Source organism: Streptomyces sp. NPDC006208, assembly GCF_040613775.1.
GTDB lineage: Bacteria > Actinomycetota > Actinomycetes > Streptomycetales > Streptomycetaceae > Streptomyces.
The window spans coordinates 60465-83094 of sequence record NZ_JBEXSW010000037.1; the positions used below are offsets into that span (position 1 = coordinate 60465).

Below are 22630 nucleotides of genomic sequence, written 5' to 3' on the forward strand. Positions count from 1 at the left end.
CCCTGTGACGTACGGTGCGCTCGTGCGTTCTGGTGCGCATGCCCTTCCTACCGCCGAATGGTGGGCTGTGGGCCGGAAAACCGGGTATTTCCGCCCGCATGAGGGTCTTGATCAGGTAGAGGAGCCCGGCGCCACTCACTCGAAAGAGTTGGTCGCCGTCGGGTGGGGCAGGTGCCCCGGCGACCACGTAGGCTCGGCTTACCGAACATTCGTCGTCGACATGCCAGGAGTGACCGTGATTCCCGGTGGTGGCCAGCCCAATATGCAGCAGTTGCTCCAGCAGGCCCAGAAGATGCAGCAGGACCTCGCCCGCGCCCAGGAGGAGCTCGCGCAGACCGAGGTCGAGGGCCAGGCGGGCGGCGGCCTGGTGAAGGCCACCGTCACCGGCTCCGGTGAGCTACGCGCCCTCGTGATCGACCCCAAGGCCGTCGACCCGGAGGACACCGAGACGCTGGCGGACCTCGTCGTCGCCGCCGTACAGGCCGCGAACGAGAACGCGCAGCAGCTTCAGCAGACCAAGCTCGGCCCGCTCGCACAGGGACTCGGCGGCATGCCGGGACTCGGTTTCTAGCAGCAGCTCCCGCGGCTGCTCTTCTAAGCCTCACATCCACCAACTACCGTTAGCACCAAGCACTCTCGGGAGAGGCGTTCCGTTGTACGAAGGCGTGGTTCAGGACCTCATCGACGAACTGGGCAGGCTGCCCGGCGTCGGTCCCAAGAGCGCGCAGCGGATCGCCTTCCATGTCCTGCAGGCCGAGCCCACCGATGTGCGCCGTCTCGCGCACGCGCTGCTCGAGGTCAAGGACAAGGTGCGCTTCTGCGCGGTGTGCGGCAACGTCGCCCAGCAGGAGCAGTGCACCATCTGCCGTGACCCGCGCCGCGACCTGTCGGTCATCTGTGTCGTGGAGGAGCCGAAGGACGTCGTCGCGATCGAGCGGACCCGCGAGTTCCGGGGCCGCTACCACATCCTCGGCGGCGCGATCAGCCCGATCGAGGGCGTCGGACCCGATGACCTGCGCATCCGTGAACTGCTGGCCCGCCTCGCGGACGGTGCGGTCACGGAGCTGATCCTGGCCACGGACCCGAATCTGGAGGGCGAGGCGACCGCCACGTACCTCGCACGCATGGTGAAGCCGATGGGACTCAAGGTCACGCGGCTGGCCAGCGGTCTGCCCGTGGGGGGAGACTTGGAATACGCCGACGAGGTCACGCTCGGGCGTGCCTTCGAGGGGAGACGACTGCTCGATGTCTGACGCCATGCTGCACGCCGTAGGCCAGGACCCGGACGACTTCGCGGTCCAGATCGCCGATTCGATCGAGTCGTTCATCGTGGCGACCACCGAAGTGGCGAAGGGCGACGAGCCCGACAGTGCCGTGCCGTTCCTGCTGCTGGAAGTCTCCCAGCTCCTGTTGACCGGCGGTCGACTTGGCGCGCACGAGGACATCGTTCCGGACGAGCGGTACGAGCCGGACGCCGGGCCTGACGTGGACGTCGACGACCTGCGCGAGCGGTTCGCCGTCCTGCTCGATCCGGTGGACGTCTTCTCCGAGGTCTTCGACCCGTACGAGCCGCGCAAGGCGCCGGTCCCCAGCCGGATCTCCGACAGCCTCGCGGACATCGTCACCGACCTGCGGCACGGCCTGGCCCACTACCGGGCGGGCCGCACCACCGAGGCGCTGTGGTGGTGGCAGTTCTCGTACTTCTCCAACTGGGGACCGACCGCGTCCGCAACCTTGCGCGCTCTGCTGTCCCTGGTCGCCCATGTCCGCCTCGACCAGCCGCTTCAGGAGCTGGACGGCCTGGACACGGACGAGGACCTCCCCGAGGACGCGCTGGCGGAGGAGGCCGGCAGGGTCATGGTGGAGGAGATCGCGGCTCCGCTGGGCCTGCGTACGGCGCCGTAGCCGTCAACGCCCCGTGACGGTTCGCGCACGGTGAAGCACATACGGTGATCCCGGATGCCCGGCGCGGTGCGTGAAGCGCCGGGCACCGGCGATCCAGGTCAGTACTCGATCTGACCCATGAAGTTGTCGTCGCCGTCCACCTCGAAGGTTCCTTCGTACTGGCGCGTGTTCCAGTAGAAGCAGCCCTTGGAGAAGCCCATCGCCTTCTTGGCCTTGTCCTTGCCGGGCACGTACTTCTCGCCCGGCGAGCAGATCCATGCGGCTTGAGTTGTTGATCGGTCGGCGGTGGTCATAGCCCGAAGCGGTCTACAGGACTCCGGATAAAGGGAGTTACCAAGATCACTTGGCGTTCTTGGCACCGTTCGCCCGGCGAGTGCCGCCGGGGACGTTCCCCCGATGCCTGGCGTGCTGCTAGCTTCCGGCCACGGGCGGAACAGGGTCGACGGGCAGAGGCGGACGCGGTGGCACGGGTGCGTACTGGTGTGGTGGCGGGGCTTGTCGCGATGGGGGCAGGGCTGTTGATGGCCGGATGCTCGACGCGCGGGGCGAGCCCGGCCGCCGCCGCTTCGCCCTCCTCCGCCATATCCAGGTCCGCGTCCCCCACGCCCACGCCGACCGCTTCGCCGTCCCCGTCCGCCCCCGTCTCCGCGACCCCTACGACGCCCGTGCGGACGTCCGCCGCGCCCACCCGGCCGGCGCGTCCCGTCCCGGCGACGTTCCCGTCGATGTACGCCACGACCGCCGGCGGCCGGCTCCAAGTGCCCCGCGGAGGGGCCGCCCAGGAGTTCACGATCACCGTCCGCAACGGCAACGCGCGGGCTTACGGAGCACTGGTCGTCGCGTTCCAGATGGAGATCGCCATCAATTCCGAGGGCCCCGCGGCGCCGCAGAACGGCATGGTCCTCGAGCATCGAGATCCGGCCACCGGCGCCTGGCGCGCGGTCGAGCTGCGGGTGGCCAACGACACGCTGCCGCCCTCGCTGCACAAGGGCGGCGCCCCGCTCGCCAAGGACGCCGTCCGTACCGAGCGCTACCGCATCAGGGCCACGAAGGGCGGCCCGGCCGTGTCCATGCCCCTGATGATCACGGCGGTCGACACGGCGGCCGGGCAGGGGACGTCCTCTGACCGTGCGTTTGCGGCCCGCACCTCGCTGACGGTCTCCACGCTGCGTCAGGCCTGACACCCGGCCTCCTGTCGTGTGAGCCGGGCCACACCTTCGCGTACGCCGTGCCGGTGGGGGCAGGAGTGGCTCCGAGCGGCCGTGAGCGACGTTTCTGGATCACAAAGTGAGCGGGACATCTCAGGATGTGACATCACAGAGGCGAAGCGCGGCCGCTCGTTAGACTGAGCCGACCGCAGTGAAGACTGCACAAGAAACCGAGCGAGGAGCGCACGTGGGCCTTGTCGTGCAGAAGTACGGAGGCTCCTCCGTTGCCGATGCCGAGGGCATCAAGCGTGTCGCCAAGCGAATCGTCGATGCCAAGAAGAACGGCCATCAAGTGGTCGTCGTGGTTTCGGCGATGGGCGACACGACGGACGAGCTGATCGATCTCGCCGAGCAGGTATCTCCCATGCCTGCCGGTCGCGAATTCGACATGCTGCTGACCGCCGGAGAGCGGATCTCCATGGCGCTGCTGGCCATGGCGATCAAGAACCTGGGCCACGAGGCCCAGTCGTTCACCGGCAGCCAGGCAGGCGTCATCACCGACTCGGTCCACAACAAAGCGCGCATCATCGATGTCACGCCGGGCCGGATCCGTACCGCGCTGGACGAGGGCAACATCGCCATCGTCGCCGGTTTCCAGGGGGTGTCCGCGGACAGCAAGGACATCACCACCCTCGGCCGCGGCGGCTCGGACACCACCGCCGTCGCCCTCGCCGCGGCGCTGGATGCCGAGGTCTGTGAGATCTACACCGACGTCGACGGCGTCTTCACGGCCGACCCGCGCGTCGTGAAGAAGGCGAAGAAGATCGACTGGATCTCCTTCGAGGACATGCTGGAGCTCGCCGCCTCCGGCTCCAAGGTGCTGCTGCACCGCTGCGTCGAGTACGCACGCCGATACAACATCCCGATCCACGTGCGCTCGTCCTTCTCCGGGCTGCGCGGCACCTGGGTCAGCAACGAGCCGCAGGGAGACCAGCAGGTGGAGCACGCCATCATCTCCGGAGTCGCCCACGACGTCTCCGAGGCCAAGATCACGGTCGTCGGGGTGCCGGACAAGCCGGGCGAGGCCGCGGCCATCTTCCGGACGATCGCCGACGCCGAGATCAACATCGACATGGTCGTCCAGAACGTCTCGGCGGCCACCACGGCGCTGACGGACATCTCCTTCACCCTGCCCAAGACGGACGGGGCCAAGGCCATCGACGCCCTGGAGAAGGCGAAGAGTGCGATCGGCTTCGACTCGCTGCGCTACGACGACCAGATCGGCAAGATCTCGCTGGTCGGCGCGGGCATGAAGACCAACCCCGGCGTCACCGCCTCGTTCTTCGAGGCGCTGTCGGACGCGGGCGTGAACATCGAGCTGATCTCCACCTCGGAGATCCGTATCTCGGTGGTCACCCGCGGCGACGACGTCAACGAGGCGGTGCGCGCCGTGCACACCGCCTTCGGTCTCGACAGCGACTCCGACGAGGCTGTCGTCTACGGCGGCACCGGGCGATGATCCACAAGCCGACGCTCGCGGTCGTCGGAGCGACCGGAGCAGTCGGTGCGGTGATGCTCCAGATCCTGTCGCAGCACGCCGACATCTGGGGCGAGATACGACTGGTCGCCTCGCCGCGCTCGGCCGGCCGCAAGCTGGCCGTGCGCGGCGAGGAGTGCGAGGTCGTGGCGCTGGGCGAGGACGCCTTCGACGGCGTCGACGTGGCACTGTTCCTGGTGCCCGGCGAGGTGTCCGGGCCGTGGGCGCCGGTCGCCGTGGCCAAGGGCGCAGTCGTCGTCGACAGTTCGCCCGCCTTCCGGCTGGACCCGGACGTTCCGCTGGTCGTGCCGGAGGTCAATCCGCATGCCGTACGGGTCAGGCCGCGCGGCATCGTCGCGAGCCCGCACGACACCACGCTCACCCTGCTCCCTGCGCTGGGGGCGCTGCACGCGGAGTTCGGGCTGCGTGAGCTCGTCGTCTCCTCCTACCAGGCCGCCAGCGGCGCGGGACGCGACGCCGTGGCCGCGCTGCGCACGCAGATGTCCATGGTCGCCGGGACCGAGCTGGGCGTGGGCCCCGGGGACGTACGCCGCGCTCTGAGCGACGAGGACCTCGGGCCGCTGCCCGCGCCGCTCGCGCTCAATGTGGTGCCGTGGTCCGGCACGCCCGAGGAGGGCGGCTGGTCCTCCGAGGAGCTGGGACTGCGGGCCGAGACCCGCAAGATCCTCGGCCTGTCCGGGCTGCGGGTGACGGCGACGTGTGTCCGCGTCCCCGTGATCACGACGCACTCGCTGTCGGTGCATGCCCGCTTCGAGCACGAGGTCACCGTGGAACGGGCGCACGAGATCCTGGCGACCTCGCCCGGCGTGGTGCTCTACGACGACCCCGGCGCGGGCGACTTCCCGACACCGGCCGATGTGGTGGGGACCGATCCCACCTGGGTGGGGCGGGTACGGCGATCGCCGGACGACCCCTGTGCCCTCGAGCTGTTCGTGTGCGGTGACAACCTGCGCAAGGGGGCCGCGCTGAACTCGGTGCAGATCGCGGAAGCGGTGGCTGCCGAGCGCGCCGCCACCGGCTGACAGACGCGCGGCGGGACCTGACGGCCGGGCTTTGTAGGATCTGGGGGCACCCTGTGATCCAAGGCCCAAGGTCTGTACCACTTGAACTGGAGCGTCAGGATGTTCGATTATCGCATTCCCCCTTGCTGCAACCGGTAGTCGGGCGGGAAGCGTCTATGCGGTTGCCTCGATGCGGTGCCGCGACATATGGGGCATTTGGGGCATCGGGGAAGAACGAGTGCGCATGAGGGCAAATGGTGCACCGCCAAAAGCGGTGGCGTACGCGTACAACCCTGGCGGGGGGAAGCGTGTCCAACAGGCGTGGCAGAGGTACTCGACATTGCAAGGGTGGTCCCGGTCCGCGGCGCTTCGATGCGTCCGGCCCGCAGGACCCGCCCGCCCGGCGGCCTGCCGGTGATCGCACCCATGCCCGCTCCGCGGACCACCCGCGTCCCGACACCGCGGCAGGGCGCTGACGACGCCATGACTGCCGGTACCACGGTCGATCACCTCACCGAGACCTACCGCGCCCACTACCGGTCGCTGCTGGGTCTCGCCGCCCTGCTCCTGGACGACACGGCCTCCTGCGAGGACGTGGTGCAGGAAGCCTTCATCCGCGTGCATTCCGCGCGCAGGCGCGTGCGCGACCCGGAGAAGACCCTTGCCTATCTGCGGCAGACCGTGGTCAATCTCTCCCGCTCCGCGCTGCGCCGCCGCATCCTCGGGCTGAAGCTGCTCTCCAAGCCGATGCCGGACATGGCGAGCGCGGAGGAGGGTGCGTACGACCAGCTGGAGCGGGACGCACTGATCAAGGCGATGCGCGGGCTGCAGCGGCGACAGCGTGAGGTGCTGGTGCTGCGGTACTTCGCCGACATGACCGAGGCGCAGGTCGCCGAGACCCTGGGCATCTCGCTGGGTTCGGTGAAGGCGTACGGCTCACGAGGCATCGCGGCGCTGCGCGTCGCCATGGAGGCCACGGCATGAGCGGGCACAGGCACAGCTTTGAGCGGTACGGGCCGGACGGGCCGTTTGACGACCGGACTGGGAACGAGATTGTGAACAACGGGCCGGATGCAGAGCCGGGCAACAGCCTCGGCGGAGATCGAAGCGGCGGTTCGGGCGCGGGGCCGGGCGGCCCCGGAGCGGGCTTCGGCGGCCCGGGCGACCTGGGAGACCCGGGCGATGGCCTGGGCGGCGAGGAAGCAGCTCTGCGGCGTCTGCTGCACGGCGTCGTCGAGGACATCCAGCCGTCCGACCAAGCCCTCGACCATCTGCGCAGGGCGGTCCCCGCACGGCGCGCCCGCAAGCGGCAGGCGCTCGTCGGCATGGCGGCCGCGGCGCTGCTGGTCGGCACCGCGGTACCCGCCTTCGTCCATGTGGCGAGCTCCGGTGCCGGTGACAGCGCCAACCCCGTCAACGCCGGGCACGGCCAGCAGGCCCACGGCGGCACCGGCGACGATCCGGACGCGGGCGACGCCGGCAAGGGGACCGAGGGTCCCTCCGCCGGCGGCGAGGGCAACGAACAGGGCGAGGGCAACGGCACGACCGAGCCGGGCGAGCAGCCCACCGGTGCCGGAGACGGTGCATCGGGCGCGGCCCAGTCGCCGGGCGCCGGCGCCGGGAGCGCCCCGGTCTGCGACTCCACCCACCTCGTGGTCATCTCGGCGCAGACGAACGCACCGGACGGCGAGGGCAAGGTGTACGGCACCTTCCGCGTCGCGAACAACTCGCAGAGCGAGTGCGCGGTCAGCACCAGCGATGTCACCTTCTCGGTGTCCGGTGCCGCCGACCCGACCAAGATCACGATGGCTCGCCATGTCACAGGTGATGCGGCAGGCGCACTGCCCGACCCCTCCCAGGAACTGCAGACGGTGGTGCTGAAGCCGTCCGCGGCCTACGAGGTGAAGTTCGGGTGGGTGCCGTCCGACACCTGCCCCACCACCGACCCCTCGCCCGACCCCTCGCCCTCGGACGGCACACCGGGTGACAGCAGCGGCACGGGCACGTCGGACCAGACCACGACGCAGCTGTTCGCGGACGGCGGCGTGCAGGACGGAAGTGTCACGGTGTCGCACCCCGCCCAGGGCGGTGCGACGACTGCCACGACCACGGTCACGAACGCCTGCGCAGGCACGATCTACCACACCGGACTGCTGCCGGGGCAGTGACGAGGCACCACGGGTGAGGGGGCGGGACCGCGACTGCGGTCCCGCCCCCTCACGGCTGTCCGAGTGTGCACGCGGTCGGGCCGGACGGCCGGTGGACAGAGCCGCCGGTGTGCAGGCGCCGGTGTCAGGCGGTCTCCGGCTCCAGGCCGAGCTCCCGGTCCCTGGCCGCTTCCGCCTCGCGCCGCGCCAGCCGGAACCACATGAAGAGCACGAAGCCGGCGAACGCGAACCACTCCCCGGTGTACCCGAGGTTCTGGAACGCCTTCAGATCCAGCCCGCTGTTCTGCGGCGCGGCCGCCGGGACGGCCGTCAGGCCCCGGTCCGCCTCGGTGAGCGTGATCCATGCGTCGTACACGTCGTCCGGCACCATGTTCACCAGCGAGGCCGCGCTGATCATGCCCAGCTGACCGCTCGGCAGCCCGCCCGCCGCGCGCACCCCGTCGGTCCCCACGGTCTCGGACGCCTGCAGCGCGCCGGTCACCGTGACCCGGCCCGTGGGTGCGGCCGGGGCCTTGCCGCCCTCGGCGAGCCAGCCGCGCACCACGGGCAGTGTCCGGCCGCTGTCGGTCCTGAGCAGCGTCAGCACGTACGAGCCGCGCCGGCCGTCCAACTCCCGCTCAGGCACGAGGAACTGCTTCCCGTACGTCCCACCGGCCGTCGCCGGCCGGCCCGACGTCTCCTTGTCGACGGGCAAGAGCTCCTCGAGTGGCGCGGCCCGCTCCTCGTGCACCGCACCGGTCTGCTGCTCGGTCGCGCGGTGGCTGTCGACGCGGTCCTCGAACCTGCCGAGCTGCCACGACCCCATGAAGATGCAGAAGGGGATCGCCAGCACGACGAAGACATTGATCCCCCACCAGCGAGGGGTCAGCAGGAAGCGGTACACCCCTCCACGGTACGGAACCCGCCCGTCCCGGCCGGGTGCGGGGTCCGTGAGGAGCCTGTCGGCCGTCCGCCTGCCGCCTGCCCGGCCTGTCCGGAACGCGGTTGATGTCCTGTCTGCTGCCGACCAGGGCCGGGGCACGGTCGAGCGGCACCCGGGCCCTTACCTCAGCCCAGATGCCGCGTGGCGAACTCGATCTCCAGCCGCACCTGCTTGATGCGCTCCTCCACCACCAGCGAGCCGTGTCCCGCGTCGTACCGGTACACCTCGTGGACCGCGCCGCGCGCAGCCAGGCGGTCCACATAGTTCTCGACCTGACGGATCGGACAGCGCGGGTCGTTCACCCCCGCCGAGATGTAGACCGGTGCGCGGACCGCGTCGACATACGTCAGCGGGGACGAGGCGGTCCACCGCTCGGGAACCTCCTCCGGAGTGCCGCCGAGGAGCGTACGGTCCATGGACTTCAGCGCCTCCATCTCGTCGTGGTACGCCGTGACATAGTCCGCGACCGGGACCGCGGCCAGACCCAGCGCCCAGGCATCGGGCTGGGTGCCGAGCCCGAGCAGCGTCAGGTACCCGCCCCAGGAGCCGCCCGCCAGGATCAGCCGGGCCGGATCCGCGAGACCGGACGCCACCGCCCACTCGCGGACCGCCGCGATGTCCTCCAGTTCGATCAGCCCGACCCGGTGCTTGAGCGCGTCCGTCCACTCCCTGCCGTAACCGGTCGAGCCGCGGTAGTTGACCCGTACCACCGCGTACCCGTGGTCGATCCAGGCCGCCGGGCCGGCGGCGAAGGTGTCGCTGTCGTGCCAGGTCGGGCCGCCGTGGATCTCGAAGACGGTCGGCAGCGGGCCGGTCGCCCCCGCCGGTTTCTGCACCAGTGCGTGGATACGGCCCCCGGGCCCCTCCACCCAGGCGTCCTCGACGGGGACCGACTCGGGAGCCGTCATGCCCGGAGGGTCGAGGACGACACCGCCCGCGGTCGAGCGCACCTGCGGCGGCAGGGCCGCCGACGACCACAGGTACTCCACCGAACCGTCCGGGCGGGCGGTCGCGCCCGAGACCGAACCGGTCGGCGTCCCGATACGTGTCAGCTCGTGCGCCGCCAGGTCGTAACGCCACAGCTCGCCGCGCGCCTCGAAGCTGTGCGCCACCAGCAGCCCGGAGCCGTCCGGATACCACTCGGCGTTCACGTCACCGGGCAGATCGATCGCCAGGGCGGTCTCCTCGCCCGAGGCGATGTCCCAGATCATCGGCTCCCAGCGGCCCCTGCGCTGATGCCCGACGAGCAGCCGGGTGTCCCCGTCGACCGGTGCGAAGCCGAGGACCTCGAGCCCGAGCTCCACCGTGCCGGTCTTGGTGTCGTCGAGCTCGGCGACCGTCGTTCCGTCCAGCCGCAGCACACGCAGGGCGGAGTGCATCGCGTCTCCGTGTTCGGTGTGCTCGATCGCGAGGAGCGTGCCGTCGTGCGACAGATCTCCGACCCCGGCCGACTCCCGGTGCCGGTAGATTTCAGCCGGTGCCTCGCCCGCCCGTACGACATGGATGGTGCTGCCGTCCTCGTCGGTGGAGCGGCCGATCACCGAGGTGATGCCGTCCCGGCCGATGGCCAGACCCCCGGGATAGGAAGGTTCCAGGCCGGGGGCCGCCGGTTCGTCGTCCCCGCCGCCGAAGGGCTGGCGCATCCAGATGCCGAATTCGTCTCCGTCGGTGTCCGCGAACCACCAGATCGCCCTGCCGTCGGGGGTGAGCACGCCGTCCGTCGTGCCGTTCGGCCGGTCGGTCACCTGGCGCCGGCCGCCACTGGCCCGGTCCCATGCGTACAGCTCGTACGTCCCGGTGGCGTTGGAGACGAATAGGGAGCGGTCGGGTGCGTCCTCGGCCCAGTCGGGCAGTGAGACGCGCGGTGCCCGGAAGCGCCTCTCCCAGTCGGGTACCGCGGCCCCGGCGGTCAGGTCGGACGGGTGGGGCGTAGTGGTGGCTGCGTCACTCATGCCCTCAATGAAACCGGAAAATGTCCAGGCCAGCCGCAGCCTGTGGACAACTTCGTCGGCACCCGCTCCGGGCCGATTGTCGGTGGCCGGGTGCACACTCGCCGTATGACCGTACTGCGCAAGACAGTTGAGACGTATTGGTCGGCCGCGGAGTCCCGGGACTGGACGGCCTTCGCGGCGACCCTCGCCGACGATGTGGTGTACGAGCTGCCGCAGACGCGTGAGCGGATCCGCGGCCGGGAGCGGTATGTCCGGTTCAACCAGGAGTATCCGGGTGACTGGCACATCAGGACCGAGCGCGTGGTCGCCGACGGGGACCAGGTCGTCACCTGGGTCCATGTGACGGTGGGCCTGGAGGAGATGTATGCGATCGTGTTCTTCACCGGCGACGACGAGGGCCGGATCACCTCGGTCACCGACTTCTGGCCCGAGCCGTACGAGCCGCCGGCGGGCCGCGAGCATCTGGCCGAGCGATACTGACCGGCCACCCCTTGGCCGCCGAAGGTAAGGGCGGCGGCGATACGGCAGGATCACCGACCCGGGGAGGCTCATGAACACCGCACAGTCCCAGCCGCCGGCGTCCACGCCCGGCTGGACATCCGTCACCGCGTACGAGAACGTGCCGGGCTGTCTCCACCCCCTGGCCGCCCTGCGCGCTTGACTGCGTGACCGCGGCATCGACTGGATGCCCTTCGCGGCCGACGACATCCGGTGGGGCCTCGCCTGCGGGCCGGGTCCCGACGGTCGCTGGCGCGGCTGGTTCACCGTGAGTGTCCGCGACGACGCCCTGCGAGCCCTCGGGCTCCACCCGGATCAGCCGACCGCGCAGGTCAGCGGAGTCTCGCCGCCGGGCTGGTGGCATGCGATCGCCGAACGGGCCGCGTCCGGGCGGTGGTTCACGCGACCGGACGGGCGGCGGTTCAGGAGTCCTAGCGCCGGCCCAGGTCGTGTCTGACACGTCCCGCTTGGTGCGTTGCGTGACGCCCGGCACGCCCTCCCTCGGAGCTTCGCCCGGGGGTACCCCCGGCTGCGTTGTCGGTGTCATCCGAGTACGTCCGGTACGAGGATGATCTACCCCGGCCTTCGGCCGGGCTTTACCCCCACCGCCTTGCGACTGCACGCACCGGACGCCGCGCACCCCGCCCTTCGGGCGGACGGCGCCATGTGTCCGACACGGCCTAACGGGGTGCGTCCTGCTCGGCGCGGCGTACGGCGACCGCCGCCGAGTATCCGGCGTCGGCCGGCAGATCGGCGATCAACCAGCCCTGATGCGAGGCGGGTTGCGGTCCCGCGCCCACATAGGCCAGCGACAGATCCTCGTTCAGGCCGACGCCCATGGCCTTCAGCAGGGCCTCCTTGCGGGTCCAGCACCGGTTGAAGGCCTCGGCGTGCCCGGCGGCGGGCACCGCGGCCAGCTCGGCGCGCTCCTGGGGGTGCAACTGCTGAGCCACATCTGCGGCCGTGGCCGCTTCCGGAACCGCCTCGACATCTATTCCCACGGGCACCGATGCGAGAGCGATCATCACCATGCCCGTGGTGTGCGACAGCGAGAAGTGCACAGCCCTGTCCGGCACATGGGGCCGCCCGTGCGGTCCGCCGCAGTGCGCGCACGGTTCACGGAGCAGGGTGACCGCCTCCGGGGCCAGCCCGAGCCGCTGTCCGAGCAGCCGGCGCAGGGTCACATGGGCGACCGCGTACGCATCCCGGTCGCCGGGCCGGCGGAACCCGGCCAGCCGTGCGGACTCCTCGGCATCCAGGAGCCGGCGGTGCGCGGTGGCGTCACGGGCGTGGTCGGGCACCCGGCCGGACCACAGCAGCTCCAGCCCCGGGAGCAACCGTGAAGCGTCACCGATGGGCATGTCGAGCGGCATCTCGTCCTCCGGCGGCGTCGGCCTGGGCAATATGCATCGACCGTACTGCACCGTAGCGGGGCCCGGCCCGGAGCGGACCGGGCCCCAACCAGCCGATACGGCTCAGATGTTGACCCCGAAGTCCTGCGCGATGCCGCGCAGGCCGGAGGCGTAGCCCTGGCCGACTGCGCGGAACTTCCACTCCGCGCCGCTGCGGTACAGCTCGCCGAAGACCATCGCGGTCTCGGTCGAGGCGTCCTCGCTCAGGTCGTAGCGGGCGAGCTCGGCGCCGCCCGACTGGTTCACCACACGGATGAACGCGTTGCGCACCTGGCCGAAGGACTGCTGACGGGTCTCACCGTCATAGATGGAGACCGGGAAGACGATCTTGTCGACGTCGGCCGGGACGGCGGACAGGTTGACCTTGATCTGCTCGTCGTCGCCCTCGCCCTCACCCGTCAGGTTGTCGCCGGTGTGCTCGACGGAGCCGTCCGCGCTCTTGAGGTTGTTGAAGAAGACGAAGTTGCCGTCGCCGGCGACCTTGCCCTCGGCGTTGGTCAGCAGGGCGCTGGCGTCGAGGTCGAAGTCGGTGCCGGTGGTGGTCCGGACGTCCCAACCCAGGCCCACGGTGACCGCGGTCAGGCCCGGGGCCTCCTTGCTGAGCGATACATTGCCGCCCTTGGACAGGCTGACACCCATGGAAATCCCCTGCGCAATCCGGCGCGGGCCGCGCCATTTGACGATTCCTTTGCCCAACGGGGCAACGATCGACCCGTGACCGTGGTTCCCCGTCCGGCGTCAGGAACGCCCGTTCCGCCCAGCCCGCTCACCGAGCCGGGTGCGCATCTGCTGCGCAAGGGCGGTGCCGGCGGCCGTGAGGAAGACGAAGGAGTAGAGGATCTGCATCATCGTCACCACGCGTGAGACCTGGCCCGACGGCGTGATGTCGCCGTAGCCGACCGTCGCCAGCGTGACGATGGTGAAGTACAGCGCGTCGGTGCGCGTGTACAGCCCATCGAACTGCCCTGGATGCGTGGCCAGGGCGTAGTAGGTGCTCGCGAACACCATCACGGTGAGACCCATCAGCAGCGGAATGACCAGGCCAGGACGGGTGTCGGGGCGTTCGAGCAGTACGTCCCTGATCTCCTTGAGCAGCAGGGCCGCGATGCTCACGAGCGCCAGGACGAAGATCGTCCAGCTGGCAGCGGGCCGGTCCGGTCCGAGCTTGTTGATGGGGAGCAGGTAGAACGCCGTGGTCATGGCGGCCAGGAGGCCGAGCCCGAGGATCCAGCGGCCTACCGTCCCCATCCGCTGCACCCAGCGTCCTACCGTCCCCTGGCCGGAACTGCGGTCCGCCACCTGTGCCTCCCGCCGGAGTGCCGCGCTCTGCCGCCGCTGCCGTGGCCCTCCTACGATCGGTCCACCCGGCCGCCGGCCGCCACCGGGCGGGGTCCGAACGGCGCACTCACCGGCCGATGGGCGGCTGCGGTGCGGCCGCCGGGCGTGCCGCCAGCTCTCTGACGATCACCGCGACCACGACACCGACGACGATCAGCGGCATCTGGCTGTGGGCGTCGGAGCCCATCAGCAGAACCGCCAGGACGGCGCTGCTCACCGGCAGCCCGGTGACCGCGGCCGTCGCCGTCGCCGTGCCGATGGTGAAGCCGGCGGTGGCACCGAATCCGGGGAGCCCCGAACAGGCGATGCCGACCGCGCTGCCGAGCATGAGGGCCGGGAAGATCGGACCGCCGCGCAGGGCCCCCAGACTGATCCCCCAGGCCAGCCCCTTGCATGCGACCAGGGCGACGAGCGCCCCGACGGGCCAGGCGTGCGGATGCGCCGCGAGGTCGGCGATGGTGGCCTGCCCGGACAGCGCCGCTTCCTCGGGGGAACGGCCGGTGATCAGGGCGTACGCGGAGATGCACACGCCGACCGCGAGCGCGCACAGGACGGTGCGTACGGCGGTCTGCCGACCGGTCCATCCGGCGGTCAGACGCCCGAGCCGCCGGCCCACCGTGACGATCAACGCGACCAGCACCGCCATGGGGATCCCCCACAGGAAGTCCGCCGCGTCCGGAGCGGTGTCCGGCGGTACCTCGGGCAGCCTGAGGGCGCCGGTCGACAGTCCCGTCCAGCTGCCGAATCCGGTGAACACCAGCCCACCGACCCCGGAGGCGATCAGGCACGGCAGCACGAGGGCGACCAGTTGCGGCCCGCCCAGGCCGGCGGCCTCGATCACCAGCAGGACGGCGACGACCGGGCCGCCCAGGATCGTCGAAATGGCCGTGGTCGACCCGGCGGTCGCGAGGATCAGCGCTCTCTGAGGCTCGGCCGCCCGTTTCGCTGACCGTATGGCGAGCAGCGCGAGCCCGCTGCCCAACGCCATCAGCGGCGCCTCGGGGCCGAGGACCACCCCCAGCGGAAGCGTCGCGAGCGCCGCCAGGGCGACGCCCGGCAGCGCGCTCGGACCGAGGGGCGCGCCGCCGATCCCCAGCACCGGCAGATGCCCGCCCTTGCCCGGCAGCCGGGTGACGACGGGCGCGAGGATCAGCCCCGCCAGCAGCAGCGCGGGCAGCGGCCACCACCAGGGCGCCCGGCCGTACCCGAGATCCTCAGGGAGGGTGTGCCAGACCCAGTGCTGCAGCACGTGCTGCAGGCTCACGAAGAAGAAGGCCGCCAGCGCGACGGGTACGCCGACCAGGAGGCACAGCACGAGCAGCCGTACGTAGCTGGAGGTGAGCAGCAGCGCCCGCAGGGTCGGTGGTCCGGCCTTGTCCGATGCGGCCCCTGGCGCCTGGGTGGACGTGCCGGGCATCGGGTCTCCTCTCTGCTGACCGCCGTCAGTCAACGGCCCGCCGGGCTCCTCGCCGGCCGGACGCCGCCGATGTCCGGCCTCCCGTCACCCGAACGGCCTACGTCACCTGGTGAGGGGCGGACCGCGGCCGGAGTCTCGGAACCAGGCAGTGCCGAGCGCCGGCAGTACGCCGGCGGAGGAGAGGTGGCCGGACATGAGCAGCCAGGAATCGCAGCAGGTCAGGGGCAACCCGTCGGCGGGCGGCCCCACCGGACAGACCACACGCCGAGCACCCGACGGCAACAGCGGCTGGGTGAGCGGGGGCGTGGTGTTCGCCGGAGTCCTGATGCTCTGCAGCGGTGTGCTGGCCGCGATCCAGGGCATCGCGGCGATCGCCGAGGACGACGTGTACGCCCGCATCGGCGACTACGTGTTCAAGATGAACCTCACCGGGTGGGGCTGGCTCCATCTGATTCTCGGGATCATCGTCGCCGTCGTCGGCGGGGGGCTGCTGAGCAACCAGCCCTGGGCCCGGGTGGTCGGCATCGTCGTGGCGTCGCTGAGCCTCATCGCCCAGTTCCTGTTCCTGCCGTACCTGCCGATCTGGTCGGTGGTCGTGATGGCGATCGACGTGTTCATCATCTGGGCACTCGCGTCGTACCACGTCAACCGCGCGGCCACGGCCTGAGCCCCGCGGGGCCTTGCTCAAGAGGCCTCGACGGCCGCCTTGATGCGCCGCCCGAAGGCATCAGCGTCCTTGCGGGCGGCGCTCAGGGCGAGCCCGACGATGAGCTTGCCGATCCCGTGGCCCTCGAGAACGTTGTGGATACGGACCCGGGTCCTGCCGTCGGGCAGGGCCTCGAGGTCGTAGCCGCCTTCTCGCGCGGTCACGCTGTTCTTCGAGATCTCCTTCCAGCGGATCAGCCGCGGCGGCTCGAACGCGCTGATGCGGAACTCGCGCTTGGTCGTCATCCCGGCGTCCTTGACCGTGCTCCGAAAGACGGTCCCCTCCGTGGTCGGGCCGTCCGGTGCCCGGGTGATCTCCAGGACCCGGGGGCTGAACTTCGGGTCGTTGCGGCCGTCGGCGAGAAAGGCGAACACCTCCTCGACGGGCCTGTCGATGTCGACCGTTGCCTCGAACTGTCCGGCCATGTCTGTGTCCGCTTCTCCGTCGGGGCGCCGCAGTGGCTGGGGTGCGTGCATCGTGTCAGAAAGGCGGACGGGGATCGGGCAAACCCGCCGCTGTCCGTCCTGGCCGGACGATGCTGCCGTCAGACGACCGGCCCTGACCCATGCGGCCCTGACTCATGTGGGTCGGGCCGCTTGCGGATACGTGCCGCGAGCACGGCGACGTCGTCCTCGGCGTGACGGACGTCGAGGTGCCTGAGCACCTCCCCGAGTATCTGCTCCGCCCCGGCCCCGGGAGGCACCCGGAGCCCGGCGAGCCGGGCCAGGGAGACATCGATGTCCTCATCACGCCGCTCGACCAGGCCGTCGGTGAACAGCAGCAGCGTCTCGTCGGGCGTGACGGTGCGGGTGGACAGCTCGTATCCGCCGAGTCCCGTGCCCAGCGGGGGCCCCACCGGCACATCCAGGATCTCGGCGGTGCCGTCCGCCGAGAAGATCGCGGGGGGCAGATGGCCGGCGCTCGCGAAGGCCGCGACCTCGCGAGCCGGGTCGACCCGTACGAGCAGACAGGTCGCGGGTCGCCGCTCGGCCTCCTCGGACACGGTGGAATCCAGCTGGCGCAGGACCCGGTGGGGCTGCAGATCGGTGGAGGCGACATAGCGCAGCGCGGTGCGGTAGGCGTTCATGTCGACCGCGGCGTCCAGACCGTGGCCCATGACATCACCCATGACGAGCAGGGTGCGCCCGAAGTGCAGCCGGACCGTCTCGAACCAGTCGCCGCCGACCACGATGCTGCTGCTGCCGGAGGGCAGGTAGCGCGTGGCGATCTCCAGATTCGGGTGGGGCCGCCCGGGCTCGGCGAGCAGCGCACGCTGCAGCCGCAGCGCGGTGCGCCGGACCGTGGCATGGCGCCGGGCGTGTCCGATGTGCACGGCGGCCAGCTGCGCGGCGTGACGGACGACGGCCGCCTCGTGATCGCTGAAGCCGCTGCCGGCCCGGACCACGACGAGCACCCCGTACACACGGTCGCCGGTCAGCAGCGGTACCGATACGGCACCCAGCAGATGCTGTCCCGCCACCACCGAGGTGCTGGTGAGCGGCCCTCCCCGGTCCGGGACCCGTACGGAACCGGATCCGGGGCTGCCCGAGCTCCGCGGCCGGGCATCCTCGGCGAACAGTGCCTCCAGGAGCTCTCGCCTGCCCGCCGTCGCAGCGCGGGTGAGGGCCGCCGGGGAGAAGGCGTCCACGGCGACCGCTTCCTCGCCGAGCAGATCCACGGCTGCGGCGTCACACAGGTCCGGGTGGAGAAAACCGACCAGCTGCTCGCAGGTGGTGCGCTCGTCGAGTGTGGTGCCGATCAGCTGTGATGCCCGCTCCATCGCCCGCAGCCGGGTGGCCAGGGCCTGCCCGACAGCGCTGTCCAGGTCTTCCTGCTCGCGCTGCACACCATCCATCACACGTCGCACCCCCACTCGCAGGCAACCCAGGTGAGACGGCTCCGCCGTGCGGGACCGCGGTCCGGTCGGGACGCGGTGGCAGGGGCAGTGATCAGGCCCGGTTCTCGGGCGGGAAGCCGGCTCGAGGTGGATGGCGCCCGTCGAGGCCTTGATCCGGCAGTCGCCGAGCCGCCCATCGGGTGCGAAGTCCGCCCGGTCGGCCGTGGACTCGACCCGGGAGGGGCATGAACCGTGGGGATGCCGCATGGCCCGGAAGGCCCCAGGGGCCCGCGGCGGTCTCCGCGGGCCACCCGGGCACCCTCGGGGCCGGGACCTTCCGGTCCTCGGCGCCGGCGTTCCGACCCAGGGGTCAGGCCTTGATGTTGACGACCTTCATGTTGTACGGGTAGCCGGAGGAGCCGCAGTTGAGCGTCGCCGCCTTCTCCATGCCACGCGTGCGGTAGCCGGGGGTGCCCTTGTAGGGGCCCCTGGCGCCGCCCGGCCCGCCGCACCAGGCCTCGATGTTCCAGGTGCCGTTGCCCGAGCGGCACCAGCCGACGGCCTGGTGGTCGTCGGTGTGCGACACGTATGCGGTGCAGCCGGTCGGGCCGACGGCGGCCTGCGCCGACGGCGCGATACCGAACGTCATGCCCGCGGCCAGCAGGCCTATCGCCGACGCGCTCGTTCCGAACTTCTTCAGTGTGCTGGTCATGCACGCTCCCCGTATCGAACGGATCTTTCAATACGCGAAGGTAGTCGGGAGTGATCATGGGGCGCGTCCTACCGAAAGACGAGCAGGATCGGGCGTCAAGGAGTATTGACTTTTCCCAACTCCCCGTCTAGTCCGGGTAGTTGTGAGCTGGTGCACGATTCTTGCCGTTGCGGTGACGCCTGGCAGGAAGCTGTGGGCGCGCGGCTGGGCGAGGTCGGAGGCTCGAGATCGGTCCGGCCGGCGCCGCGGACGAGCCGCCTCTGCTTGATGCGGCTCCCGAGCCGGCGGTCACTCGCCTGAGCCTGCCCACTCCCGGTCGGATCAGGTGATGTGTTCAGTCGGTGCCGAATTCCATCGCGGCGCGGTCGAGCATCTCCTCGTCGCCGGAGACCTCGCCGCGCGAGGCGATGGCCTCGGCGCCGCCCTGCGGCATCGCGCCGATCAGTCCGGTCGAGGCCGCCTGGGCGGCGCCGACGAGCGCGGCCTGGCCGGTGCCGACCATGCCGAGGCCCGCGTACTGCTCGAGCCTTGCGCGCGAGTCGGCGATGTCGAGGTTGCGCATGGTGAGCTGGCCGATCCGGTCCACGGGGCCGAACGCCGAGTCCTCGGTGCGCTCCATCGACAGCTTGTCCGGGTGGTAGCTGAAGGCCGGGCCGGTGGTGTCGAGGATCGAGTAGTCCTCACCGCGCCGCAGCCGCAGGGTGACGTCGCCGGTGACCGCCGAGCCGACCCAGCGCTGCAGCGACTCGCGCACCATCAGCGCCTGCGGGTCGAGCCAGCGGCCCTCGTACATCAGCCGGCCGAGGCGCCGTCCCTCGTTGTGGTACTGGGCGAGGGTGTCCTCGTTGTGGATCGCGTTGACGAGGCGTTCGTACGCCGCGTGAAGCAGTGCCATGCCGGGCGCCTCGTAGATGCCGCGGCTCTTCGCCTCGATGATCCGGTTCTCGATCTGGTCCGACATGCCCATGCCGTGGCGGCCGCCGATCGCGTTCGCCCCCATCACCAGGTCGACCGGCGAGGCGAACTCCTCGCCGTTGATCGTCACCGGGCGGCCCTGGTCGAAGCCGATCGTCACGTCCTCGGCGGGGATCTCCACCTCCGGGTCCCAGAACCGCACACCCATGATCGGGTCCACGGTCTCGACACCCGTGTCCAGGTGCTCCAGGGTCTTGGCCTCGTGGGTGGCGCCCCAGATGTTGGCGTCGGTCGAGTACGCCTTCTCGGTGCTGTCGCGGTAGGGCAGCCCGTGGGCGAGCAGCCACTCCGACATCTCCTTGCGGCCGCCGAGCTCGGAGACGAAGTCCGCGTCCAGCCAAGGCTTGTAGATGCGCAGGTGGGGGTTGGCGAGCAGGCCGTAGCGGTAGAACCGCTCGATGTCATTGCCCTTGAACGTCGAGCCGTCGCCCCAGATCTGTACGTCGTCCTCGAGCATCGCCCGAACCAGCAGGGTGCCGGTGACGGCGCGGCCGAGCGGCGTGGTGTTGAAGTAGGCGCGCCCGCCCGAGCGGACGTGGAAGGCGCCGCAGGCGAGTGCGGCGAGGCCCTCCTCGACCAGGGCCGCACGGCAGTCGACCAGGCGCGCGATCTCGGCGCCGTACGTCTTTGCGCGGCCGGGCACCGAAGCGATGTCGGGCTCGTCGTACTGGCCGATGTCGGCGGTGTAGGTGCACGGGACGGCACCCTTGTCGCGCATCCATGCGACGGCGACCGAGGTGTCGAGGCCGCCGGAGAAGGCGATGCCGACGCGCTCGCCGGTGGGCAGTGAAGTGAGAACCTTGGACATGGAAAGAGTATGCATAACAATGCATGGTCATGCAACGCCTGAGGCTCTTCCGCCCGCCGGCCCGCTCGGGAGCCGGCGCAGCCGCCTCCCGCTCCAGCCGGTCGCGCTGAACTGGCCGGTGCCCACGAAGCAGGGCCGGTTTCCTCGAAGGAGACACTCACCGCTCAACGGTCGATCACCGGCAGATCTGCTGTCAGTGGTCGGCTGCGCCGCGTCCCGAGGGCGTTCACCTGCGTTCACCTTCACCTCGCCGTCTCTGTGAGCGCAGCCTGGATCTCGCCTGAACGGCCGCGAACGGGGCTGAATGAGACGGAAACTGAGACGTGCGCAGGAGAGCCGGGCCTGGCGTCGCACCTGTGGTCAGTAGCGGAAGCGCTCGAGGCCACGAGAGCCGCAGCATCTGCTCAGGGTCCGTTACCCACGCCGCGGCAATCAATCGTTTCGTTGCTGCCTTGGGAGTGTCGCACCTGGAGTGTCAGCCGATCCGGGGTAGAGGTCTGAGGATGAGCGATCCGGACACCTCTGGCGAGGCCGCGCCATTCCATGTCGACTACGAGGCGGTCTTCCGCGCGTTCCCAGGGCCTGCGCTGCTTCTCACCCCTGACCTGGTCATGGTGGACGCCAACGACGCATTCCTGGACCGGTCCGGTCGCGGGCGTAGGGACCTGGCGGGCCGTGCTGTATTTGAAGTGTTCCCCGTGGCCCCCTCGGATCCGGAGGCACCGGGCAGCCAGCTGCGCGCCTCGGTGGACCGGGTGCTGACCACAGCGCGGCAGGACGCCATGCCGCTGCGGCGGTACGAATTGGAGACGCCCGGCCGGCCGGGGGAGTTGGAGAAGCGGTACTGGAGTCCGGTCAACGCGCCGGTCCTCGGCCCGGACGGGCAGGTGGCACTGATCATTTCCCGGGTGGAAGAGGTCACCGAGCTGGTCCGCATCCGCGCCGCCTTGCAGGAAGCCGGTGATGCGCTCAGTGATGAGGTGACCATGACGGCCGGGTTGCTCGCGCGGTCCCAGGATCTGCAGGAACTCAATGAGCGGCTGCGCCTCGCCCATTCGCGCGAACGCGAGATCGCCATCAGCCTGCAGCGCGCCATGCTGCCGGCCGTCCCGGCGGGATTCAGCGAGGTGGCGGTGCGGTACCGCCCTGCCACCAGTTCACTCAACGTCTGTGGCGACTGGTACGACGTTCTCGACCTCGGCCAGGACCGCCTTGCCGTCGCTGTCGGCGACGTGGTCGGCCACGGCCTGGAGGCCGCCGGAGTCATGGGCCAGCTCCGCAGCGCCCTCAGCGCCGCCGTCCGCGCAACAGGTGAGCCGGCCGCCGCCCTCAAGACACTCGCCCTGCAAGCCCTCACGATCGAGGGCGCCCTCGCCGCCACCGCCCTCCAAACAATCGTCGACCGGACCGCCCACACCATCACCTACAGCCGCGCGGGACACCTGCCACCCCTGCTGCTCCACCCCGACGGCTGCGCCGCCGAAGTCCTGGACGAGGTCGTGGACCCGCCCCTCGGCGTCTGGGACATCGACACGGTCAGAAACCAGGCCTCGCATTCCTACGAGCCGGGAGCGACCCTCGTGCTGTACACCGATGGACTCATCGAACGCCGCGGCGAAGACATCGACACCGGTCTGGAGCGCCTCACCGACAGCCTCACCCGCCACTGCGACCTCAATCCCGAAGACCTCGCCAGCGCCCTGCTCACTGACGTACATCCCATTGGTGACGGCCCCGACGACGACACCGCCCTGGTCGTCGTACGGCTATGAGCAATCCATGCCTCACACAGCAGCAGTTCCGGCATCGCACTGCCCGGCCGCCCCAGCCACGGCCTGGTTCTCACCTGTGGTGTCGCTCCGCTCCCCGGCCCCGGCCGGCGCCGCTACGGGATACGCGTCCGGTCCCGGGAGATGCCTGACACCTCGGTCCCAGCTGATGGTTGACGGTGGCCGCCACCGAGTGGTTCAAGTCTGTGGTGATCCTCAAAGGGCAGGGGGAGGCGTCATGATGCCCAGTCGCGCAGCACGTCGATCGCGGGAGGCGGCGCTTCGCGCCGTGACGCACCGAGGATCACGCAGCCAAGTTCCCGGCGGGAATGCAAGAGAGGCCGACTCTGGATCGGCCGGGGTACTTACGGATGGCCACCCGAGCTGTGGCGACGCCACTTCGGTCCGACCTTCGCGGTAGTCCAACTGGTCGACTGCTCCAGGGCAGAGGCGACTTCATCGGGCGGCAGCCGGCTCTGGAGGTTCGCAGATGTGCGCCCTCTG

Annotated in this window: 22 protein-coding genes; 11 read left to right on the forward strand and 11 right to left on the reverse strand. The window is 70.4% G+C overall.

Annotated elements, in window-relative coordinates; translation table 11 throughout:
* Window positions 1–235 precede the first annotated feature (235 nt).
* The 3 genes from ABZ208_RS27335 (at window position 236) to ABZ208_RS27345 (ending at window position 1905) form a co-directional block, all read left to right on the forward strand.
* Entirely contained in the window at window positions 236–571 is a 336-nt protein-coding gene (locus ABZ208_RS27335) for a YbaB/EbfC family nucleoid-associated protein (protein ID WP_356912143.1), read from the forward strand.
* A gap of 82 nt (window positions 572–653) precedes the next feature.
* A complete protein-coding gene (gene recR, locus ABZ208_RS27340; RefSeq protein ID WP_328398385.1) occupies window positions 654–1253 on the forward strand; it encodes a recombination mediator RecR in 600 nt (199 codons plus the stop codon).
* Window positions 1246–1905, forward strand: coding sequence for a DUF5063 domain-containing protein (locus tag ABZ208_RS27345; RefSeq protein ID WP_356912111.1), 660 nt, complete (start codon window positions 1246–1248; stop codon window positions 1903–1905). Before recR ends, ABZ208_RS27345 begins: the two co-directional genes overlap by 8 nt.
* A 98-nt stretch (window positions 1906–2003) precedes the next feature.
* Here the strand turns inward: ABZ208_RS27345 and ABZ208_RS27350 are convergent, their stop codons facing one another.
* Entirely contained in the window at window positions 2004–2198 is a 195-nt protein-coding gene (locus ABZ208_RS27350) for a hypothetical protein (protein ID WP_356912112.1), read from the reverse strand.
* A gap of 432 nt (window positions 2199–2630) precedes the next feature.
* Here ABZ208_RS27350 and ABZ208_RS27355 point away from each other — a divergent pair, with 432 nt between their 5' ends.
* The 5 genes from ABZ208_RS27355 to ABZ208_RS27375 all read left to right on the forward strand — a co-directional run bounded on the left by ABZ208_RS27355 (window position 2631) and on the right by ABZ208_RS27375 (window position 7780).
* A complete protein-coding gene (locus ABZ208_RS27355) occupies window positions 2631–3086 on the forward strand; it encodes a hypothetical protein (protein WP_356912113.1) in 456 nt (151 codons plus the stop codon).
* Between the two features lie 214 nt (window positions 3087–3300).
* Window positions 3301–4572 carry an aspartate kinase gene (locus ABZ208_RS27360; RefSeq protein ID WP_356912114.1) on the forward strand — a complete coding sequence of 424 codons (1272 nt, stop codon included), beginning with the start codon at window positions 3301–3303 and terminating at the stop codon, window positions 4570–4572.
* Window positions 4569–5633: an aspartate-semialdehyde dehydrogenase gene (locus tag ABZ208_RS27365; protein WP_356912115.1), complete on the forward strand. Its 1065-nt coding sequence runs from the start codon at window positions 4569–4571 to the stop codon at window positions 5631–5633. Before ABZ208_RS27360 ends, ABZ208_RS27365 begins: the two co-directional genes overlap by 4 nt.
* 300 nt (window positions 5634–5933) lie before the next feature.
* On the forward strand, window positions 5934–6596 hold the full coding sequence (locus tag ABZ208_RS27370) for a SigE family RNA polymerase sigma factor (protein ID WP_356912116.1): 663 nt from the start codon (window positions 5934–5936) through the stop codon (window positions 6594–6596).
* The gene (locus ABZ208_RS27375; protein ID WP_356912117.1) at window positions 6593–7780 is read left to right on the forward strand and encodes a hypothetical protein; all 1188 of its coding nucleotides are present in this window, start codon (window positions 6593–6595) and stop codon (window positions 7778–7780) included. The genes ABZ208_RS27370 and ABZ208_RS27375 overlap by 4 nt, the downstream gene beginning before the upstream one ends.
* A gap of 124 nt (window positions 7781–7904) precedes the next feature.
* Here ABZ208_RS27375 and ABZ208_RS27380 read toward each other — a convergent pair whose 3' ends face one another.
* On the reverse strand, window positions 7905–8663 hold the full coding sequence (locus ABZ208_RS27380; protein WP_356912118.1) for an SURF1 family protein: 759 nt from the start codon (window positions 8661–8663) through the stop codon (window positions 7905–7907).
* Window positions 8664–8827: 164 nt separating this feature from the next.
* Window positions 8828–10654: a prolyl oligopeptidase family serine peptidase gene (locus tag ABZ208_RS27385; RefSeq protein ID WP_356912119.1), complete on the reverse strand. Its 1827-nt coding sequence runs from the start codon at window positions 10652–10654 to the stop codon at window positions 8828–8830.
* A 105-nt stretch (window positions 10655–10759) separates the two neighbouring features.
* On the opposite strand from ABZ208_RS27385, the gene ABZ208_RS27390 reads away from it, so the two are divergent.
* The gene (locus ABZ208_RS27390) at window positions 10760–11134 is read left to right on the forward strand and encodes a nuclear transport factor 2 family protein (protein WP_356912120.1); all 375 of its coding nucleotides are present in this window, start codon (window positions 10760–10762) and stop codon (window positions 11132–11134) included.
* A gap of 698 nt (window positions 11135–11832) precedes the next feature.
* Here the strand turns inward: ABZ208_RS27390 and ABZ208_RS27395 are convergent.
* The 4 genes from ABZ208_RS27395 to ABZ208_RS27410 form a co-directional block, all read right to left on the reverse strand.
* Window positions 11833–12555: a 4'-phosphopantetheinyl transferase superfamily protein gene (locus ABZ208_RS27395; RefSeq protein ID WP_356912121.1), complete on the reverse strand. Its 723-nt coding sequence runs from the start codon at window positions 12553–12555 to the stop codon at window positions 11833–11835.
* A gap of 72 nt (window positions 12556–12627) precedes the next feature.
* Window positions 12628–13203, reverse strand: coding sequence for a TerD family protein (locus tag ABZ208_RS27400; protein ID WP_356912122.1), 576 nt, complete (start codon window positions 13201–13203; stop codon window positions 12628–12630).
* 99 nt (window positions 13204–13302) lie between these two features.
* A complete protein-coding gene (locus tag ABZ208_RS27405) occupies window positions 13303–13812 on the reverse strand; it encodes a potassium channel family protein (protein ID WP_356912123.1) in 510 nt (169 codons plus the stop codon).
* 157 nt (window positions 13813–13969) lie between these two features.
* Window positions 13970–15319 carry a chloride channel protein gene (locus ABZ208_RS27410; RefSeq protein ID WP_356912124.1) on the reverse strand — a complete coding sequence of 450 codons (1350 nt, stop codon included), beginning with the start codon at window positions 15317–15319 and terminating at the stop codon, window positions 13970–13972.
* A 193-nt stretch (window positions 15320–15512) separates the two neighbouring features.
* Here ABZ208_RS27410 and ABZ208_RS27415 point away from each other — a divergent pair, with 193 nt between their 5' ends.
* Complete coding sequence (locus ABZ208_RS27415; protein ID WP_356912125.1) at window positions 15513–15986, forward strand: hypothetical protein; 474 nt, start codon at window positions 15513–15515, stop codon at window positions 15984–15986.
* A gap of 17 nt (window positions 15987–16003) precedes the next feature.
* Here the strand turns inward: ABZ208_RS27415 and ABZ208_RS27420 are convergent, their stop codons facing one another.
* From ABZ208_RS27420 to argG, 4 genes are all read right to left on the reverse strand, one after another.
* Window positions 16004–16450 carry an SRPBCC family protein gene (locus ABZ208_RS27420; protein WP_356912126.1) on the reverse strand — a complete coding sequence of 149 codons (447 nt, stop codon included), beginning with the start codon at window positions 16448–16450 and terminating at the stop codon, window positions 16004–16006.
* 119 nt (window positions 16451–16569) lie between these two features.
* Window positions 16570–17880, reverse strand: a complete 1311-nt coding sequence (locus ABZ208_RS27425; RefSeq protein ID WP_356912127.1) for a SpoIIE family protein phosphatase — start codon at window positions 17878–17880, stop codon at window positions 16570–16572.
* Window positions 17881–18232: 352 nt separating this feature from the next.
* The gene (locus ABZ208_RS27430) at window positions 18233–18574 is read right to left on the reverse strand and encodes a hypothetical protein (RefSeq protein WP_356912128.1); all 342 of its coding nucleotides are present in this window, start codon (window positions 18572–18574) and stop codon (window positions 18233–18235) included.
* Window positions 18575–18908: 334 nt separating this feature from the next.
* On the reverse strand, window positions 18909–20357 hold the full coding sequence (gene argG / locus ABZ208_RS27435) for an argininosuccinate synthase (RefSeq protein ID WP_356912129.1): 1449 nt from the start codon (window positions 20355–20357) through the stop codon (window positions 18909–18911).
* Window positions 20358–20860: 503 nt separating this feature from the next.
* On the opposite strand from argG, the gene ABZ208_RS27440 reads away from it, so the two are divergent.
* Entirely contained in the window at window positions 20861–22129 is a 1269-nt protein-coding gene (locus tag ABZ208_RS27440) for a SpoIIE family protein phosphatase (protein WP_356912130.1), read from the forward strand.
* Window positions 22130–22630: the final 501 nt, after the last annotated feature.

What these genes read in the sequence shown, in the direction of transcription:
- ABZ208_RS27410 (WP_356912124.1), bottom strand. Translation starts at nt 15,319, where the DNA reads ATGCCCGGCACGTCCACCCAGGCGCCAGGGGCCGCATCGGACAAGGCC.
- ABZ208_RS27365 (WP_356912115.1), top strand. Translation starts at nt 4,569, where the DNA reads ATGATCCACAAGCCGACGCTCGCGGTCGTCGGAGCGACCGGAGCAGTC.
- ABZ208_RS27390 (WP_356912120.1), top strand. Translation starts at nt 10,760, where the DNA reads ATGACCGTACTGCGCAAGACAGTTGAGACGTATTGGTCGGCCGCGGAG.
- ABZ208_RS27440 (WP_356912130.1), top strand. Translation starts at nt 20,861, where the DNA reads ATGAGCGATCCGGACACCTCTGGCGAGGCCGCGCCATTCCATGTCGAC.
- ABZ208_RS27415 (WP_356912125.1), top strand. Translation starts at nt 15,513, where the DNA reads ATGAGCAGCCAGGAATCGCAGCAGGTCAGGGGCAACCCGTCGGCGGGC.
- ABZ208_RS27405 (WP_356912123.1), bottom strand. Translation starts at nt 13,812, where the DNA reads ATGGGGACGGTAGGCCGCTGGATCCTCGGGCTCGGCCTCCTGGCCGCC.
- ABZ208_RS27420 (WP_356912126.1), bottom strand. Translation starts at nt 16,450, where the DNA reads ATGGCCGGACAGTTCGAGGCAACGGTCGACATCGACAGGCCCGTCGAG.
- ABZ208_RS27425 (WP_356912127.1), bottom strand. Translation starts at nt 17,880, where the DNA reads ATGGATGGTGTGCAGCGCGAGCAGGAAGACCTGGACAGCGCTGTCGGG.
- ABZ208_RS27350 (WP_356912112.1), bottom strand. Translation starts at nt 2,198, where the DNA reads ATGACCACCGCCGACCGATCAACAACTCAAGCCGCATGGATCTGCTCG.
- ABZ208_RS27385 (WP_356912119.1), bottom strand. Translation starts at nt 10,654, where the DNA reads ATGAGTGACGCAGCCACCACTACGCCCCACCCGTCCGACCTGACCGCC.
- ABZ208_RS27430 (WP_356912128.1), bottom strand. Translation starts at nt 18,574, where the DNA reads ATGACCAGCACACTGAAGAAGTTCGGAACGAGCGCGTCGGCGATAGGC.
- ABZ208_RS27400 (WP_356912122.1), bottom strand. Translation starts at nt 13,203, where the DNA reads ATGGGTGTCAGCCTGTCCAAGGGCGGCAATGTATCGCTCAGCAAGGAG.
- ABZ208_RS27345 (WP_356912111.1), top strand. Translation starts at nt 1,246, where the DNA reads ATGTCTGACGCCATGCTGCACGCCGTAGGCCAGGACCCGGACGACTTC.
- argG (WP_356912129.1), bottom strand. Translation starts at nt 20,357, where the DNA reads ATGTCCAAGGTTCTCACTTCACTGCCCACCGGCGAGCGCGTCGGCATC.
- ABZ208_RS27355 (WP_356912113.1), top strand. Translation starts at nt 2,631, where the DNA reads ATGTACGCCACGACCGCCGGCGGCCGGCTCCAAGTGCCCCGCGGAGGG.
- ABZ208_RS27375 (WP_356912117.1), top strand. Translation starts at nt 6,593, where the DNA reads ATGAGCGGGCACAGGCACAGCTTTGAGCGGTACGGGCCGGACGGGCCG.